This is a genomic window from Psychroserpens citreus, assembly GCF_055686305.1.
The window spans coordinates 1525845-1543766 of record NZ_CM145999.1; the positions used below are offsets into that span (position 1 = coordinate 1525845).

Annotated in this window: 10 protein-coding genes; 2 read left to right on the forward strand and 8 right to left on the reverse strand. The window is 33.9% G+C overall.

The features are described from left to right. Positions 1–107 precede the first annotated feature (107 nt). Both ACTU6T_RS06845 and ACTU6T_RS06850 read left to right on the forward strand, forming a co-directional pair. Positions 108–6608, forward strand: coding sequence for a M14 family zinc carboxypeptidase (locus ACTU6T_RS06845; RefSeq protein WP_460220495.1), 6501 nt, complete (start codon positions 108–110; stop codon positions 6606–6608). A gap of 137 nt (positions 6609–6745) precedes the next feature. Beyond that, positions 6746–10930: a GEVED domain-containing protein gene (locus tag ACTU6T_RS06850; protein WP_460220496.1), complete on the forward strand. Its 4185-nt coding sequence runs from the start codon at positions 6746–6748 to the stop codon at positions 10928–10930. Position 10931: 1 nt separating this feature from the next. Here ACTU6T_RS06850 and ACTU6T_RS06855 read toward each other — a convergent pair whose 3' ends face one another. The 8 genes from ACTU6T_RS06855 to ACTU6T_RS06890 all read right to left on the reverse strand — a co-directional run bounded on the left by ACTU6T_RS06855 (position 10932) and on the right by ACTU6T_RS06890 (position 17884). After that, entirely contained in the window at positions 10932–11645 is a 714-nt protein-coding gene (locus ACTU6T_RS06855) for a 3'-5' exonuclease (RefSeq protein WP_460220497.1), read from the reverse strand. A 45-nt stretch (positions 11646–11690) separates the two neighbouring features. Continuing rightward, positions 11691–12851 (reverse strand): serine hydrolase domain-containing protein, encoded by a 1161-nt coding sequence (locus ACTU6T_RS06860; protein ID WP_460220498.1) that lies wholly within the window; start codon positions 12849–12851, stop codon positions 11691–11693. Positions 12852–12860: 9 nt separating this feature from the next. Beyond that, the gene (locus ACTU6T_RS06865; protein ID WP_460220499.1) at positions 12861–13385 is read right to left on the reverse strand and encodes a PaaI family thioesterase; all 525 of its coding nucleotides are present in this window, start codon (positions 13383–13385) and stop codon (positions 12861–12863) included. After that, positions 13385–13858 (reverse strand): methylated-DNA--[protein]-cysteine S-methyltransferase, encoded by a 474-nt coding sequence (locus ACTU6T_RS06870; protein ID WP_460220500.1) that lies wholly within the window; start codon positions 13856–13858, stop codon positions 13385–13387. The genes ACTU6T_RS06865 and ACTU6T_RS06870 overlap by 1 nt, the downstream gene beginning before the upstream one ends. Next, complete coding sequence (locus tag ACTU6T_RS06875; protein WP_460220501.1) at positions 13858–14988, reverse strand: CNNM domain-containing protein; 1131 nt, start codon at positions 14986–14988, stop codon at positions 13858–13860. Before ACTU6T_RS06875 ends, ACTU6T_RS06870 begins: the two co-directional genes overlap by 1 nt. Positions 14989–15051: 63 nt before the next feature. Continuing rightward, positions 15052–15687 carry a hypothetical protein gene (locus tag ACTU6T_RS06880; RefSeq protein ID WP_460220502.1) on the reverse strand — a complete coding sequence of 212 codons (636 nt, stop codon included), beginning with the start codon at positions 15685–15687 and terminating at the stop codon, positions 15052–15054. 106 nt (positions 15688–15793) lie between these two features. After that, complete coding sequence (locus ACTU6T_RS06885; RefSeq protein WP_460220503.1) at positions 15794–16480, reverse strand: response regulator transcription factor; 687 nt, start codon at positions 16478–16480, stop codon at positions 15794–15796. Positions 16481–16489: 9 nt separating this feature from the next. Next, positions 16490–17884: a sensor histidine kinase gene (locus ACTU6T_RS06890; RefSeq protein WP_460220504.1), complete on the reverse strand. Its 1395-nt coding sequence runs from the start codon at positions 17882–17884 to the stop codon at positions 16490–16492. Between the last annotated feature and the right edge of the window lie 38 nt (positions 17885–17922).

The following is a 17922-nucleotide window of genomic DNA, read 5'->3' on the forward strand; positions in this document are numbered from 1 at the left end:
TAATGCATTTCATCGGTTTTTTTTGCGTTTCATAGATAAAAAGTAAGAATAATGTACTATATTGCCCATCGAATGAATTGACATACATTCTAAAAAAACCCAAACTAATGAAAAAAACTACCTTCTTATTTGCACTAATACTTCTATTTGTGCAATTTACTTTTTCACAAGAAACTTATAAAAAAGTTTCAATCAATAATGTAAACGATTACACATTTCAGAAATTAGATCAATTAGGTATTGATTTAACCTGTGGTGTTATTATTACTGATGATAATATTCAAATTGAATTAAGTCAGTCTGAGCTTAATAGAATTGAAGAGAGTAATATTTCTTACAGTGTACTTATCGAAGATATGGCAAAATTCTATAGAGATAGAGCAAAGGCAGATGCTCCTAAAGCTATAGCTAACTTAAACTATGAAAAAGCCTTATCTCAACAAGTACAATTACAAAAATCATTTAGTGTAAATGAGGTGATTAATAATGTTGGTCAATATAATGATTGTGATGAGATTAATTGGGCTGTACCTGCGAATTGGAATTTAAACCCTTTTTTAAATGATTCTGATCCCAATACTGATGATTTTGGTGGTTGCTTAACTTATGATATGGTACTCCAAGAATTGGATGATATGAGAACCTATTCTATTAACAATGGGTTGAATATCATTTCAGAAAAACTAGATGCTTCTTTAGTGTCTGGTGAAGCAGACCTTCCAGCTAATAAACAGCAATCAGTTGAAGGTCGAACAATTTATTATGTACGTATCTCTGATAATCCTGATACTGATGAGACAGGAGAACCTGAAACATTATATCAGTCTTTAATTCATTCTAGAGAGTCTGCTACAGTGATGAACCAACTATTTTTTATGTGGTATATTCTAGAGAATTACAATACAGATACTGCAATACAGAATTTAGTTAATAATCAAGCATTATATTTTATTCCTGTATTTAATCCAGATGGTTTTGTTCATAATGAAAACATCGAGCCTAATGGTGGAGGTTTACAACGAAAGAATAGAAACCTAAGTTTAGGTAGTTGTGGTAGTACAGCAACCTCAGATGACTATGGGATTGACTTAAACAGAAATTCAGATTATTATTATAATAATGGTGGAGCTTCAAGTGACCCTTGCTCCCAAACGTATAGAGGTTCTGGACCTTTTTCTGAACCAGAAACTCAAATCATGAGAGATTTCTTTTTGGATCATGATTTTGAGCTAGCCTTAAATCATCATTCTTTTAAAAATGCAATGCTACATGCCTATGCTGGTGTAGGGTCTATTACAAACCCAAGGCCAGATGAGTATTCAAAATATAATCATGACATGACCCATTATAATAGGTATGCTCATGGTCCTAGTACTTCTATTAGTGGATTAAATAGTGGAAATATGAACGATTGGATGCTTGGAGGTTCAGTTACAGATCCAAATGGATCAACGGGATCAGGAAAGCAAACAATGGCTTGGACACCAGAAAATGGATTAAGTTCTGAAGCGGGTTCTAGTGGAAGTGGTTTTTGGCCAGCACCTTCAAATTTCTTGCCTATTGCAAGACGTGCTATGCGTATGAATTTTATGGCTGCATATTTTAGTGGAAAATATGCTAAGCTTCATGATTTAAATCAGCATGATATCACAGCAACTTCTGGAAATTTAGAGTTCGCAATTGAAAATCTAGGTCAACAGGCATCAGATTTCACGCTTACTGTTACTGCAGTGTCGAATATTACAATCCCTGGAGCGTCCAATACAGTAATGGAAAGTTTTGATGCTGCAGACGTTTTAGAACAAAGAATTGTTAGTATTCCCTATACGTTAAGTGGACTTTCCGCTGAAGACGAAATAGAATTTAAAGTTGTATTAACTAATAATTATGCTAGTGATAATGTATTGTACGAAGCGAATATCAAAAAAACATTTACACCTAATGTAATGTTTGTTGATAATCCAGATACCGATATATTAACTAATTGGACCTCTTCTGGATCTTGGACAACAACTAGTGACTCTTATTCAGGAACAAGAGCGATAAAATCCAATGCGACTTCAGTATATGCAACAAATCAAGATCAAACGTTACAATTAAATGGGTCTCTTGATTTTACTAATAAAACAACAGTGTTACTTCAGTATTATGCCAAATGGGATTTAGAGCGTAGCTATGATTTTGTCGTTATTGAAGGATCTACAGATGGATCCTCTTGGACAGAATTGTGTGGTAAGCTTACCAAACCAGGTGCTCCTACAGCCAATAACAGTTACTCTTCTACGAGTGATGCAGGAGATTCTACCGTAAAAACAAGTACAGATGATGCCAGACAAAATGGGATTACAGCACTTTATGATGGAGACACACAAGATAAGTGGAACATGGAAGAAGTAGTAATAGATGTCTCTAATAACTCCTTTTTATTTAATCAAGGCACTGTATTTTTAAGGTTTAGATTAAGAACCGATAGTTCTAATAGAAAAGATTCTTATGCTAATGCCGATTTTGAAGGATTCTCTTTTGATGATTTTAAAGTTATAGAAGTAAAGATTCCATGTGTTACTAGTGTTCCGACAACTTTAGCAGTAAACAATATTACAACAACAACGGCAGATATAACTTGGGATGCTATTCCATCTGCCAATTATGATTTAAGGTATAGAGAAACAGGTACATCAACTTGGACCGATGTATTAGATTTAGCTACGAACAGTTATACGATTACAGCACTAGACAATTTAACAGAATACGAAGTTCAAGTTAGAACAAAATGTACTTCAGCAAATTCTGCTTATACTACTTCGGAAATATTTACAACCTTGGAAGCTTGTTTGGATGGAACAATTTCAACGTTTCCATACACGCAAGATTTCGAAAATAACACAACCTTTACAGACGAATGGAGCCAAGGTGTCAATAGTACTGATGATGATATTGATTGGACAAGAGATAGTGGTGGAACATTGTCAAATAATACAGGACCATCAACTGGAGCTTCTGGTTCGACATGGTATATTTATACTGAAGCGTCTACTAATGTAACACCTGCTGGGAGTCCACAAAAAACTGCAATTATAACTAGTGATTGTATCGATTTTACCAATTGGGAAAATGCTAAAATTAGTTTTGATTATCATATGTTTGGTACTGATTTAGGAAGTTCTACTGAAAATCCTATTGAAACAGGTTATGTTGCAGTAGAGGTAAGTGAAGATGATGGATTGACCTATAACACTGAAACCATAATTAATGATGATAGTCAGAATGCATGGAAATCTGCAACTGATATAGACCTTTCAGCTTATGATGGAAAAATTGTTTTGATACGATTTAGAGGTGTAACAGGGTCTTCATGGAGTAGTGATATGGCTCTTGATAACATAAATATAACTGCCGATGTTGCAGTAAACTCTGCGCCTCCAGTGGCTGTTTGTCAGGACATTACTATACAATTAGATAACACAGGAAATGCTACTATAATACCAGCAGATGTGGATGGTGGCTCAACAGATGATGTTGCAATAACAAACACTAGTGTTGATATTTCTGCTTTTGATTGTAGTAATATTGGAACTCCAGTAACTGTAACACTAACAGTAGAAGATGCCGATGGACAAACAGATACATGTACCGCAACGGTTACTGTTGAAGATCAAGTTGATCCAGAATTCGTAAATGTACCAGCAAATATAGCTCTAACCTGCGGAAACAACCAACCAACTTGGACTGATCCTACTGTTTCAGACAACTGTGCAACAGGATTAACTGCAACGAGAACAGATGGAACAGGTTTAAATAGTGGTGATGTTTTTCCTACTGGAATAACAACAATAAGCTATTCAGTAAGCGATGGAAATGGTAATGCTAATACTGCGTCATTTACAGTAGACGTTTCTGCTGGAAGTACAACACCAACAGCTATTTGCCAGAATATTACGATTCAATTGGATGCTACTGGAAATGCAACAATCACCGCAGCAGATATCAATAATGGCTCGACAGATGATTGTGGAATAGCTTCAATATCTGCATCACAAACTGCTTTTACATGTGCTGATGAAGGCACAAATAATGTGGTCCTTACAGTTACAAATATTAACAGTAATACAGACACATGTACTGCTGTAGTTACAGTAACATTACAGGATGCGCCAACTGGTCTAGAATGTTGGGAAACCGCAAATTATAACTATGGTACATGTATGTGGGATGTATCTGGATCTCAAGACCCAGAACCTACTGCAACAAACTGTTGGGATAACTATCAGTTTAATAATGGAACCTGTGAATGGGTAAATTTAGGAGTTGCACCTTCTGCACCTACAAATCTAGCAGCAACAGGAATTACGACTACAACGGCGACACTAAATTGGGACGTACAATCCACATTAACTTATGACCTGAGATATCGACAGTTAGGGAGTGCTGTATGGAATGATATTACAGATATTGTGTCTAATTCACAGGGATTAACATCACTTTTACCTTCAACACAATATGAAGTTGAAGTTAGAAGTAAATGTTCAATTACTGAAACCTCTAATTATACAACTGCGCTTATTTTTGCAACATTAGATGATACAACAGATTATTGTGCTTCTACGAGCACAGATGATACAGATGAACATATAAGTCGCGTACAATTAGGTTCGATTGACAACTCATCTGGAGCATCAAATTATACAGATTACACGAATATGTCAACAGTGTTAAGAAAAGGAACACAGTATACTATTACAATTACCCCTACTTGGACACCTACAGTATATAATGAAGCTTATTCTGTTTGGATAGATTACAACAATGATGGTGATTTTGAAGATGCTGGAGAGCAAGTGTATACCGAAGCTCCGACACAAGCGACATCGGTAAGTGGAGACTTTACAATTCCTACTGGAGCAATTGAATCCAAAACTAGAATGCGTGTATCGATGAAATGGAACGGTATTCCTGACCCTTGTGAAACTTTTCAATATGGAGAAGTTGAAGATTATACAGTGGTATTAGTTGGCTCCGGAGACCTAATTTATGAAAGTAATGCTTGGACACCTTATGCACCATCTCCAACAACAGGAACTGACAATGCGTTAGTAATTGATGGAACATATAATGTAACAGACGACATACAAATTAATAATATTAAAGTATGTGATGGAGCAGGTATCGTAATTGAGAAAGCAAAATCAATGACGGTTAATGGTGATCTAACTACAAGTGATAATGTTGTTTTAGAATCAGATTCTAACGAATATTCAAGTTTAATTGTTGATAATATTGTGACAGGAGTTGTCCAATATAATAGACATGTAAATGACAATGCTGGAGGCAATGATTTAATCGCACCACCAGTATATGGAGAATCATTTATAGATTTCAAAAACACAAACTCTAATATTTTAAGCGATGGCGCTAATACTTTATTTTTATTTGGCCCATTTGATAAAATAACTGATACTTATGTATTATATTCTGATGGAGAAACAGCACCAATGACTTCTGGAAGAGGTTATAGAGCGGCTTCTACTGATAATGGAACATTTACTTTTACAGGCTTAGTGAAAATGGGAGATTTAAGTGTCTCAATCGTGAATGATGGTCCCAATAACCCTGAATGGAATTTGATAGGTAATCCATATCCAGCATTTATTGACTTATCAGATTTCTTAGCTGTTAACAGCTCACAGTTTGATACTCAAAGTGCAGGAATTTATGGCTATAATGCTAACGCGTCTAATAGATGGACTATTTGGAATCAGGCTTATTCTGATGCGAATCCAGATGCAGTTATTACACCGGGTCAAGGGTTTTTCGTGTCTTCGGCAACTAATTCGGGTCAAATTAATTTTACACCATCAATGCGACGTATAAGTAACGATGATGACTTTATACAAGGTAGGCAAGATGGACCTTCGATTGTTCACTTAAAACTAAAACTTAATAATGACACCGAAGGGAATTATCATACAGATTTCTACTTTACAGATAATGCGTCTAATGGTATGGATTTTAATTATGATGCGAGTATCTATGGAGAACAGGCGCCTTCAGATTTTGCAATATACTCTCATTTACTAGAAGACAATGTCGGTATCGACATGGCTATCCAGTCTTTAGGGTTTGATGCATTAACTAATGCGGTTATTCCGTTAGGCGTGCATATTGAAGAAGGTCAACAAATAACAATTAGTATTGCTGAAAGTGATTTACCAGATAACATACAAGTCTTTTTAGAAGACACAATTGATAACACATTCACATTATTAAATAATGCTGATTATACAATGACGCCAACAGAAGATTTAAATGATATAGGTCGTTATGTTTTAAGGTTTAATGAAGATACTCTAAACACTAGTAGTACTAATTTGGACACTGTTGAAATTTATACAACAACTCAACCAAAAAGTATTATTGTTTCTGGACGTTTATTTGAAGATACGCAATTGTCTATTTATGACATACAAGGTAGATTGATACAAACAACTATGCTACAAGAGGGGCAAACGACACATAAGATTGATGCGTCGTCTTTAACTTCAGGAGTGTATATTGTATCACTTGAGAATAATACTCAAAAGAAATCTCAAAAAGTTGTGATAAAGTAAATCACATAAAAATAAAATAGTAAAAAGCCCAATTATTATAATTGGGCTTTTTTTAGTGACAAATTTAAATAGTAAGGGTCTATTAGATAGATTATCAATATATTGTATCAAATTTTGCTATAACGTCTACATTTTACATGACTTTACATTTCCGTTTTTTTCTGCTTGCATTGGTTTTTGTATTTCAAATTAATGCTCAAACCCCAGGTGTTTCAACGTTTTATGAACAATTTCCAGGAGATACAAGAGCTTATATTGAATATATACCAGGAAACCTTCCTATTATCATCTCTGCACCTCATGGTGGTGTAAAGCAATCAGGACAAACCATTGGAGGAACAAATTATCCAGATAATGATTCTACATTACCAGATAGAAGTTGTGGTACTAATGAACGTGATGATAATACTGATATTTTAATTCGCGAAATTCAAGCCGAAATTTTTGCACTTACAGGTTGTTATGCACATGTCATTATTAATAATTTGCATCGTTCTAAACTCGATCCTAATCGTGAACAAAACGAAGCAACTTGCGGTGACTCAGATGCTTTAGATCATTGGAATGCATGGCATAATTTTATAGACCAAGCCAGCACCTCAGTTGAAGCAAACTGGGGAAAGGGATTATATATTGATTTACACGGTCAAAGTCATACCATCCCTAGAATTGAAATAGGTTACAATATCACTGCTGGAGAATTAAATTCTGGAAATTTAAACAGTACAGCAAACATCGATAGATCGACAATTAAAAGTTTGGTTATGAGTAACCTCAATAACCTTTCTCACGAAGATTTAATACGAGGAGATAATAGCTTAGGTCAGTTATTTCAAGAGCAACCTGCGGTGTTTTATAATGCGAATGTAAATCCCGGATGTGGTGTAACCACTGGTTATAGAGCAGTGCCAAGTAACTCTGATTATGGTAATACAAGCTGTGACGATACTAGGCCATATTCTAATGCGTATTTCGACGGAAATTTTTACAATAATCGAAGGCATGGCTCTGGAAATGGTAGTGGAACTAATGCAGGAATGGATGATGGTGGAGGAACAATTGATGGTATTATGACCGAAGTGAATAGGCGAGTTAGAGATTTAGGAACCTACAATGGAAATGTCTATGATACCAGACCGCAAACCTTAGTGCCGTTTGCTAAAGAGTATGCAAATGTAGTATTAGATTATATCGATATTCATTATAATGATTTTGCAGCGTTCACTTATGCTTCAAACATCTTTGATGTCAATGATCCAGATCCTTCACCAACTATAATGGGGTTGCCTGGTGGTACATTTTCAAGTACGTCTGGATTAATTATTGATTCTAATACAGGAATTATTGATCTATCTAACTCTGCAATGGGGGTTTATGATATAACTTATACCATAGGTGATTGTGGTTATTATAGTGAAACTTTTAACATAGAGATTACTGAAATTATACCAGATACTGAAGCCCCATCTACACCAACAAATTTAGTAGCAAGTAATGTTGCCCAAACAACCTTAGATTTGAGCTGGACAGCATCTACAGATAATATTGGTGTTACGGGATATGATATATATCAAGATGGAGTTTTTATAACAACAGTAGTGTCTACATCTTATCAAATTGTCGGTTTAACTCCAAACACAGCATATAACTTTTATGTGATTGCAAAAGATGCTGCAGGGAATAGTTCTGCGCAAAGCAATCAATTATCTGTTATTACTTTAGATGTACCCAATTGTAGCGGAACAATAATAGCTTCATACCCTTATTTAGAAACGTTCGATTCTGAACAAGAAGATTGGTCTCAAGATATGAATGGAGATGATGGTGATTGGACTTCACTAAATGGTAGCACACCTTCAAACAATACAGGCCCTTCAGATGATATCACAGGTGGAGGTAAATATTTGTATACTGAAGCGTCAACTAATGGATTAGGAGCAAATGCTACTGTGATTTTAACTAGTCTTTGCTTTGATTTATCAAGTATTAATGACCCATATTTTTCATTTTACTATCATATGTTTGGTGCAGATATAGGAACATTAGATTTAGAAATCTCGTTAGACGATGGTAATAATTGGAGTAATATTTTTACGGCATCTGGTAATATTGGAAACGTATGGAATGTGCAAAACATTGATTTAAGTAATTATTTAGGTCAAACGGCAAAATTTAGGTTTATAGGAACTACTGGAAGTACATGGAGAAGTGATATCGCAATAGATCATATTAGCATTGGAGCCCCATTATATTGTTTTTCTAATGGAAATGATACTAGTGATGAGTTTATTGGTCGCGTTCAATTGAATACCTTAGATAATGATAATTCAGGACAAGGAATAACAAGAACAGGGTATTCCGATTTTACTGAAAACACTTCGTTAACTACAGATGTATTAAGTGGTTCTCAATATACAATAACAATTACACCAGAATGGACAGGAAACCCTTTTAATGAAGGTTACGCAGTATGGATCGATTATAATAATGATGGTGATTTTTTAGATAATGAAGAATTGGTGTGGTCACTTGCAGCATCACAAAATACACCTGTAAGTGGAAGTTTCACTATACCAGTCAACGTAAATTTTGGAGAAACACGAATGCGTGTTTCAATGAAATTTGATGGCATACCAACTACATGTGAATCCTTTAATTATGGTGAAGTGGAAGACTATACAATCAATATAGTTTATGATGGATTATTATTTAAAAACAACACTTGGATACCAAATGCGCCTTCAGACTCTACAGCGAATACCAATGCACTTGTTATGGATGGAACATATACTGTGTCTTCAAACATAGAGTTAAATGACTTAATTATTAATGATGATGCTATTGTTGAAGTTATTGAAGGGCAGTCTGTTGTGTTAAATGGAGAGCTAAACGTCACAGGTGACTTAATTTTAAATTCAACCTCTAATCAATATTCTAGTTTAATTCTAGATGGCACGGCAACAGGAAATATTGTGTATAAACGCCATGTTAACACCAATGCTAGTACTACTGGAAACGACTTGATTTCTGCACCTTTAACAGGCCAAGCATTTGGTGATTTTGCTGCTGCAAATACCAATATGTTTTTTAATCCAAGTACACCTACTGAAAAACTTTTTGGACCATTCGACAAAGTGTCAGGAACTTATTTAACTTATGATACTAATGTCGCAGTTGAGGCAGCGATAGTATTAAATCCAGCCATTGGATATAGATCTGCATCAACTAATAATGGAACATTTGACTTTAAAGGAACGGTTAATACAGGAGCAATTAACACACCAATTTTTATTTCTGGAGCGACGTTCCCTGAATGGAATTTAATTGGTAATCCTTATCCATCATATATAGATTTATCTGATTTCTTAGCTGCTAATAACACCCAACTTAGTGTTCAAAGTGGAGGAATTTATGGTTATGATGGTGATGCTACAAATGGTTGGACTATATGGAATCAGGCGACTGCAGATCTTGCTGAACAAAACTTAATGCCATTACTTATTACGCCTGGTCAAGGGTTTTTAGTCGCTTCGGCAACAGCAACAGCGAGTATAGATTTTACACCATCAATGCGACGTACTGGTAATTCTGATGATTTTATTTTAGGAAGACAAGATAACAATTCTAATATCGTGCACTTACAGTTAGAATTAAACAATACCACTGAAGGGTTTTTTAAAACAGATTTTTATTTTACCGATAATGCCTCAAACGGCATGGATTTTAATTATGATTCCAGTGTTTTTGGTAATCAAGCGCCATCAGATTTTGCTTTGTATTCTCAATTATTAGAAGCCAATGAAGGTATAGACCTAGGCATACAATCTCTAGGATTTGATGCCTTATCAAATGCAACGATTCCATTAGGAATTCATGTTCAAGAAGGACAACAATTTACAATTAGTATTTCTGAAAGCACTCTACCATCTAACATTGAAATCTATTTAGAAGATACTGTAGCTAATACATTTACGTTGCTTAATACAACTGATTATACTATATCTTCGACAGAAGACATAAATAGTATTGGACGATACTTTTTACGTTTTAATGAAGACACCTTAGGTATAGATTCTACTAGCGATAAAACTATTGAAATCTATACTACAACGCAATCCAAAGGTTTATTTGTTGAAGGTCAATTACCTCAAGATTCTGACCTTTCAATTTTTGATTTGCAAGGTCGTTTAATTGAATCGCATACCTTGTCGAATTCAGAAATAATTCATCGCATTAATATATCATCTATATCAACCGGAATCTATTTGGTGACATTGAAAAATGACTTATTTGAAAAAACACAGAAAGTTATTTTCAAGTAATTTATACGTGTATAATCTCATTTTCATGTAATAAGTCGTCACCACGTAATCTTAAGAAAATTTGAGCAACAGCAATCGTGTCTTTTTCGCAATAAGTGATAATACGATCGATTTCCTTTTCTTTATAAAAAACACGATAGACCTCACTACCATCAATATCATCTTTAGGAGAAGGAATACCGAGTACATTGGTTAATAATTTTAAAGATGTATAAGTTTTGTAATCTCCAAACTTCCATAATTCTAAGGTATCCAAATGCGGAACCTCCCAAGGTTTTTTTCCGAAGAGATTTAATTTGTAGGGTAACTCTATATGGTTTATAATCATGCGCCTTGCGATATAAGGAAAGTCAAATTCCTTTCCATTATGAGCACAGAGTAGATGTTTATTAGTGCTGAAATGCGTAATCAAGAGGTTTTTAAAATCTTTTAGGATAGTAACTTCGTCACCATAAAAAGAAGTTACTCTAAAGGATCTGATATCTCCTTCCATTTTAAAATACCCAACAGAAATACAGATGATTTTACCAAATTCGGCCCAAATACCTGCGCGTTCATAAAACTCTTCTGCACTAAATTCATCACGTCTTTGGTATTGTGATTTATGATCCCAAAGTTGTTGTTTCGTCTTGTCAAGTTCTAAGAAATATTCAGTTTCGGGTACAGTTTCTATATCCAAAAATAGAATATTTTCTACATTTAATTTTGCTATCATAATGATGTCTATTTTAATTGTTCATCAAGTTATTTGTTTGAAATTTTAGTTAATGGGTTGTCCTAGCATTTTATAGCCTTCTTCAATATACAAGGCTATATCATCAGTAAACGTTTTAGTGCCTATATCTGGCGATTTTTGATGCCCTAACCTAACAATAATAATGTTGTCATTAGGTTCAACAAAAACGTATTGTCCTAAGTGTCCACGCATCATAAAAAAGTGTTTGTTTCCCATTTGACGTAACCACCATCCATAACCATATTCTGGGCTTTCAGGGAAACGTGGTTTTACAGATTTTGCGACAAAAGCAGAATCTAATAATTGTTGCCCATTCCATTTTCCATGGTCTTTATAAAGTTTTCCAAAGCGAGCAAAATCCTTAGCATTACTTGCAATACAGCAATACGCTTTTACCAAATCATGGTCTTCACTATCGACTTGCCAAAGTGTTGAGTTTTCTGAACCTAAAGGCTTCCAAAAGCTATCTTCAAAATACTCATATAGTTTTTTTCCTGTAGCTTCTTCAATAACCATTGCTAACATTTGTGTGTCTCCACTAGCATATTTAAAGCCTTGACCTGGTTCGGTGACGACCTCTAAACCGTTCATTACCTTTGCCAAATCATCGTCAAAATAAGCCCTAGTAGTAATTGATAATGGCGAATAATAGGCTTCATCCCAGTTGGTTCCTGATGACATTGTTGATAAATCACCAACGGTCATTTTTGCCGCTTTTCCGTTGCAAAATGCTGGAAGAAAATCACACACAGGTTGATCTAAACTTTTAATATGGCCATCCATAATAGCTTTACCTAGTAGCCCTGAGACATAACTTTTTGCCATTGAAAATGAGTTTGATTTTGAATTTTCGTTAAAGCCATCGTAGTATTTTTCAAACCAAATACTATCATTTTTTATGATGAGGTAAGCAATGGTTTCCCAATCTTGGTTTGCTTTTTCAAGCTTAGGAGTTACCGTCACAGTGTTATAATCTTTATGATTGCTCCATGGTTGAGGAGCTCCAACTTCTATTTTTTGATTATCAAATTCTTTATAATCTTCTAAAAATGCTGTGGTATGACCTTTCATATAAATAGTTCTTACTGCTTTTAACAGGTAATCTGTATCAGTTATGTAAAGTACTATGATTAATAATCCGAAGAATACAACTAAGAATTTTAAGAGCTTTTTTAGGAATTTCATTCTATGATATTAAGTGTTGTTAGCTTGACGCTTTTTCAGTTTGTTTTTGTAATAACGTTTGTCAGCTATATATAGTGTTTTAATAAAAGTAGCAATAATATTTTGGTTGGCATCTACAAGACTCATGGTTTTGATAAGATTGATTTCATTTTTTTGAGCCACATCCTTTTTAATCGTATCTATATCTTGAGGTGTAAATACGAATTCTCCAAAAATTTTGCTCCTACCTGGTCTTTTATAATGGGCTTCAACCGATTTATCCCATACCACATAATCATCACCAAGAATTTGCATGAGTTGAATCATATAAATAGGATCTGTTGCAGCTAACATGCTTCCACCGAAAATAGTACCAACAAAATTTCTATTTTTCCAATTAGGTCTTATAGCAATAACAACTCTATGTAAATCATCACTCACTTCAATAACTCTTGCTGTGGTACGACGATACATTGGTGACCAATTAAATCCATACCTGTAAATTGTTGCAGGTTTAAAAAAACGCTCTAAAAACCGTGTAAGAACTTTATACATTAAAACAAGGATTGTTGTTTATAAGGGCTTTCATGTTCTAATAACCATCGTTTTCTATGCAATCCTCCAGCATAACCGGTTAAGCTTCCATCACTACCAATAACGCGATGGCAAGGGACAATAATCCACAATGGGTTTTTCCCATTGGCATTGGCTACAGCTCTAATGGCTTTTACATCACCTAAACGTTTTGATAACTGTAAATAGGATACTGTTTTTCCATAGGGAATCTCCTCAAGAAGTGTCCAAATGAGTTTTTGGAATTCGGTGCCTTGAGGGTTTAGTTTTAAATCGAAAGTTTTACGTGAGCCTTCAAAATATTCTTGTAATTGGATGGCACAATCCTCTAAAACTGAAGGAAGGATATCGGTTTCTTTTTCTTCAGAATTCAACACATTTACTTCAGAAATACCATCTTCATCACCAACAATTTTGGTAAACCCTAAAGGTGATTTGATGATACAGGATTCCATTAGTTTTCGGTGTCTTTAGATATGTTTTCATCTAAGATACCAAGCTTTTTAGCTCTAGCTTCCCAACTTTTTCTAGCCATGTATTGAAGATCTGAAACATTATCACTTTCGTCCATAATTTCTAAGCCAAGTAAGGTTTCAATCACATCTTCCATAGTTACTAGCCCACTAACAGAACCATATTCATCAACAACTAAAGCCATATGATTTCTACTTTCAACGAGTTGCTCAAATAATTTCGGAATAGGCAAATTGCGTTCTACAACTATGATGTGTCTTTTTAATTCAGATAATTTTTTTGCACCATTATCTAAAGCCATCTCTTTAAATACTTCATCTTTTAAAACCAAGCCTTTAATATTATCTGGACTGTCAGAATATATAGGAATCCTTGAAAATCGGAGATTCATATTTTTATTAAAAAAGTCTTGAACGGTAGTATTTTCATCTTCAGCTTTCATTACAGTTCTTGGTGTCATTACATCTTTTGCAAACACCTCTTTGAAGGTCAAAAGGTTTTTGATAATCTTACTTTCATTTTCTTGAAACACACCTTCTTCCTGAGCCATATCTGCCATGGCGTGAAAGTCTTCTCGACTTAAGACACTACCATGATGTCCTTTTCCACCAATAAGTTTTGTTGTGAGTTGAAGCACCCAAAGAATACCAGTCCATTTCAATGGAAAGATTAAAATATTAAGAGCTTTAGTTGTAAAGTTTGCTAGTTGTTTCCAATAGGTTGCACCAATCGTTTTTGGGATAATTTCAGAAGCAACTAAAATGAGAATGGTCATGATAGTAGACACGACTCCAACCATCACGTCTTCTGTAAATTCAATTCCTAAAATAGATCGCGTTTGGGTTCCATATAATTCGGCATAGGCTACTTTAGCCTGAACACCTACTAAAATAGCACCAACAGTATGGGCAATAGTGTTGAGTGTTAAGATTGCAATTAAGGGACGATCTACATCCTTTTTTAAAGTTTCTAAATCATCGGCATAAGCTTTGCCTTCTTTCTTTTTAACATTTATAAACGTAGGTGTAACACTAAGGAGTACAGCTTCTAAAATAGAACATAAAAAGGAAAAGAAAATGGAAATGATAGCGTAAAATACAAGTAAAGCCATTAAATAAGTTTATTTAATGGCTAATTTATAGAATATTCTAGAATATTCTTTGATTGACTAGGTTTAATTACGTTTTGAACGTTCTGCGTCTCGCTTTGCTCGTTCTAAATCGCGTTGTGCACGCTCCAAGTTTCTTTGCGCTCTTTCTAAGTCACGTTGAGCGCGTTCGGCTTTTTTTGCTTCTTCTTTTTTGCGATCTGTACCTGAGATATAATATTTTAAGTCGTTACCGAGTGTTTGGATTTTATCGAATAAACTTTTAGATGCGATTTCTGTATCTACATACATGCGTAAATGCCCTTTGGTGAGTTTACATTCAAAAAATTCATCTCCACCATTACTATTAGACCATAAATAGGTGTTTCCATTTATTTTGAGATCTTGCTTCCCTAGGTGTTTGATAAGCATATTTTTTACGCCTTCATTTTTAGTATTGTGAAAACTAGATCTAAATTTATAGGCATCATCTGAAATAGAAATAGATACAGAACTATTAGATGTTTCGTCATCGTCATTGTCTATAGAAATAGAATATGATGTGCCAGAAGTTGTTTTTGGTGGTGTTGGTGGTTCTGGAGTAGTTTGTGCTTGTAAGCTTAATACTGAAAGAAATACTATAAGAATCATTAAAGTATAACTTTTTTTAAGGTTGATAATTTTAATACTGTTTTGCCTGTCTTTTGATTTTGAAAAATTCATAACGGTTTGTTTTAATGATTGAATGATACAAATGTAGAAGACGATTGTGCTAAAAAAAAGAAAATTAAGAACGTTAACCTAGCATTAACCCAATCCCTAGTTTGTATTAACATATCTTAAATTCTAAGCCAACATTTCTAATGCTTTCAATAGAAATTTTAGGGTCTTGTTTGAAGTATTTACGAAGTCTGCTAATAAATACATCCATACTTCGTCCTGAGAAAAAATCGTCGTTGTCCCAAACCGCTTTAAGAATATCTTCGCGTTTTAAAAGTTGATTTTTATGCTGATATAAATAACTAATCAGCTCACCTTCTTTTTGAGTTAATTGCTTTTTATAATCTTTACAAGATAATTCTAAACGCGTTGTATCGAAGGTGTAATGACCAATATTAATCACAGAATGTTGTTGGAGTTGATTTACAGCTTTTTCAGTACGTTTGAGAATATTATTTAGTCTAAGAACAAGTTCGTCAGCTTCAAAAGGTTTAACAATATAATCATCTGCACCTAGTTTTAATCCTTTGATTTTATCTTCTTTAAGTTTGCGTGCCGTTAAGAAAATAAAAGGCGTTTCAGGATTAATATCAATGACTTTTTCTGCTAATGTAAATCCATCCATTTTTGGCATCATCACATCAAAAACACAAATATTAAAATGTTGCATTTTAAAACGTTCTAAAGCTTCTTTTCCATCTTTAGCCCATGTAATTTGATATCCTGAAATTTCAAGATATTGTTTTAAGATGTTTCCGAAGTCTAAGTCATCTTCAGCTAAAAGAATCTGTTTCATGATTAAAAATTAATTAAACGGAATTGTTAACACAAAGGTCGTTCCTTCATTTTCTTTACTCATAACACTAATATTCCCGTTGTGCGCTTTTACAATTTGATTGGTATAATACAATCCAAGACCTAAGCCTTTTACATTGTGAATTTCTTTATTACCAGCTCTAAAAAATTTGTCGAATACTAATTTTTGATCTTTTTCTGAAATACCAATGCCATTATCTTTTATAGAAATAGTTAAATCGTTATCACTAGTAACGTTACAGTTAATTTTGATGTCATCTCCAGAATATTTTACGGCATTCTCAAGGATATTGAACAAGGCTGTTGTCATATAAAACTTATCTAGATTAATAGTGGCTTTTGATCCAATAAATTTCCGATTGAGTGTAATAGGTTTAGATTTTACTGCAAGCATGAAATCATCTAAAACCGTATTGATATAATCTTTAATTTGTATAGGTTCTTTTTGGAGCTGCATTTCATTATATCCTAGACTATTGTTTAATACCTGATCAATTAATTTTTGAAGCCTTTTATTTTGACGTTCAATGGTATTAATGGTGTTATCGACAAGTTGCGTTTGTATTTTTACCTCATCTTTCTTAAGCATTTTTGTAGCAAGAGATAAGGTAGCAAGTGGCGTTTTCAGTTCATGTGTCATATTGTTTACAAAATCTGTTTTGATGTCGGCAATTTTCTTTTGAGTAATTAAACTTTTAATGGAATAATATAGTAAACCAATAACCATTGAGAAGATAAGTAATGAGAGTAACAACAAGCCAACCATTTGCTTAAACACAATTTTTTGCCAACCTGCAATGTCCATTTTATCTTGGGTTTGAAACATTAAATAAAAACTAATGTCTTTAGGCTCTCCATTAACAACTCTTGTCGAAGTATGATCTGTTTGCCATAGTGTTGTACTTACGCTAATACTGTTTTCTTCTGAAATAGGATCCCCTAAAATTATGCGTTTTGGTGTTTTTTCAATATCAAAAATAGTATCATTTCTAATGGAATCCAGAAGCACAATGGCTTTCACTTTTTTATGAAATTGTATGCCATAAGAAATGTTGTTTTCTACCAAAGCTTTTTGGTATTCTATACGATATGTATCATTGATGGAATCGATAACTAATTGAAGACCAGAAAGAATATCTTCTTTTTTAGAAATACCTATTTTATAATCTGAAATAGTATTTAAAAAATGGTCTTGCCATATACCTGACAAAGAATCTAGAGCAGGAGAAAAGTCATCTATTTGTGATATAGAGCGTCTGGTCTCCGTAATAAAGACATCTTTTTTAAGCTTATACGTATTGTTAATTAAATACCCTTGAATAATAGATAAAGCTACCAGCCCGAAAATGGAAGCGATAATTAATAGATTAATTTTTTTCTTCATAAGGATGATTGTATTCACTTAAAATTAAGCATCATATG

Excerpts from the sequence above, each read along its gene's own strand:
- ACTU6T_RS06845 (WP_460220495.1), top strand. The coding sequence starts at position 108 with ATGAAAAAAACTACCTTCTTATTTGCACTAATACTTCTATTTGTGCAA.
- ACTU6T_RS06850 (WP_460220496.1), top strand. The coding sequence starts at position 6,746 with ATGACTTTACATTTCCGTTTTTTTCTGCTTGCATTGGTTTTTGTATTT.
- ACTU6T_RS06855 (WP_460220497.1), bottom strand. The coding sequence starts at position 11,645 with ATGATAGCAAAATTAAATGTAGAAAATATTCTATTTTTGGATATAGAA.
- ACTU6T_RS06860 (WP_460220498.1), bottom strand. The coding sequence starts at position 12,851 with ATGAAATTCCTAAAAAAGCTCTTAAAATTCTTAGTTGTATTCTTCGGA.
- ACTU6T_RS06865 (WP_460220499.1), bottom strand. The coding sequence starts at position 13,385 with ATGTATAAAGTTCTTACACGGTTTTTAGAGCGTTTTTTTAAACCTGCA.
- ACTU6T_RS06870 (WP_460220500.1), bottom strand. The coding sequence starts at position 13,858 with ATGGAATCCTGTATCATCAAATCACCTTTAGGGTTTACCAAAATTGTT.
- ACTU6T_RS06875 (WP_460220501.1), bottom strand. The coding sequence starts at position 14,988 with ATGGCTTTACTTGTATTTTACGCTATCATTTCCATTTTCTTTTCCTTT.
- ACTU6T_RS06880 (WP_460220502.1), bottom strand. The coding sequence starts at position 15,687 with ATGAATTTTTCAAAATCAAAAGACAGGCAAAACAGTATTAAAATTATC.
- ACTU6T_RS06885 (WP_460220503.1), bottom strand. The coding sequence starts at position 16,480 with ATGAAACAGATTCTTTTAGCTGAAGATGACTTAGACTTCGGAAACATC.
- ACTU6T_RS06890 (WP_460220504.1), bottom strand. The coding sequence starts at position 17,884 with ATGAAGAAAAAAATTAATCTATTAATTATCGCTTCCATTTTCGGGCTG.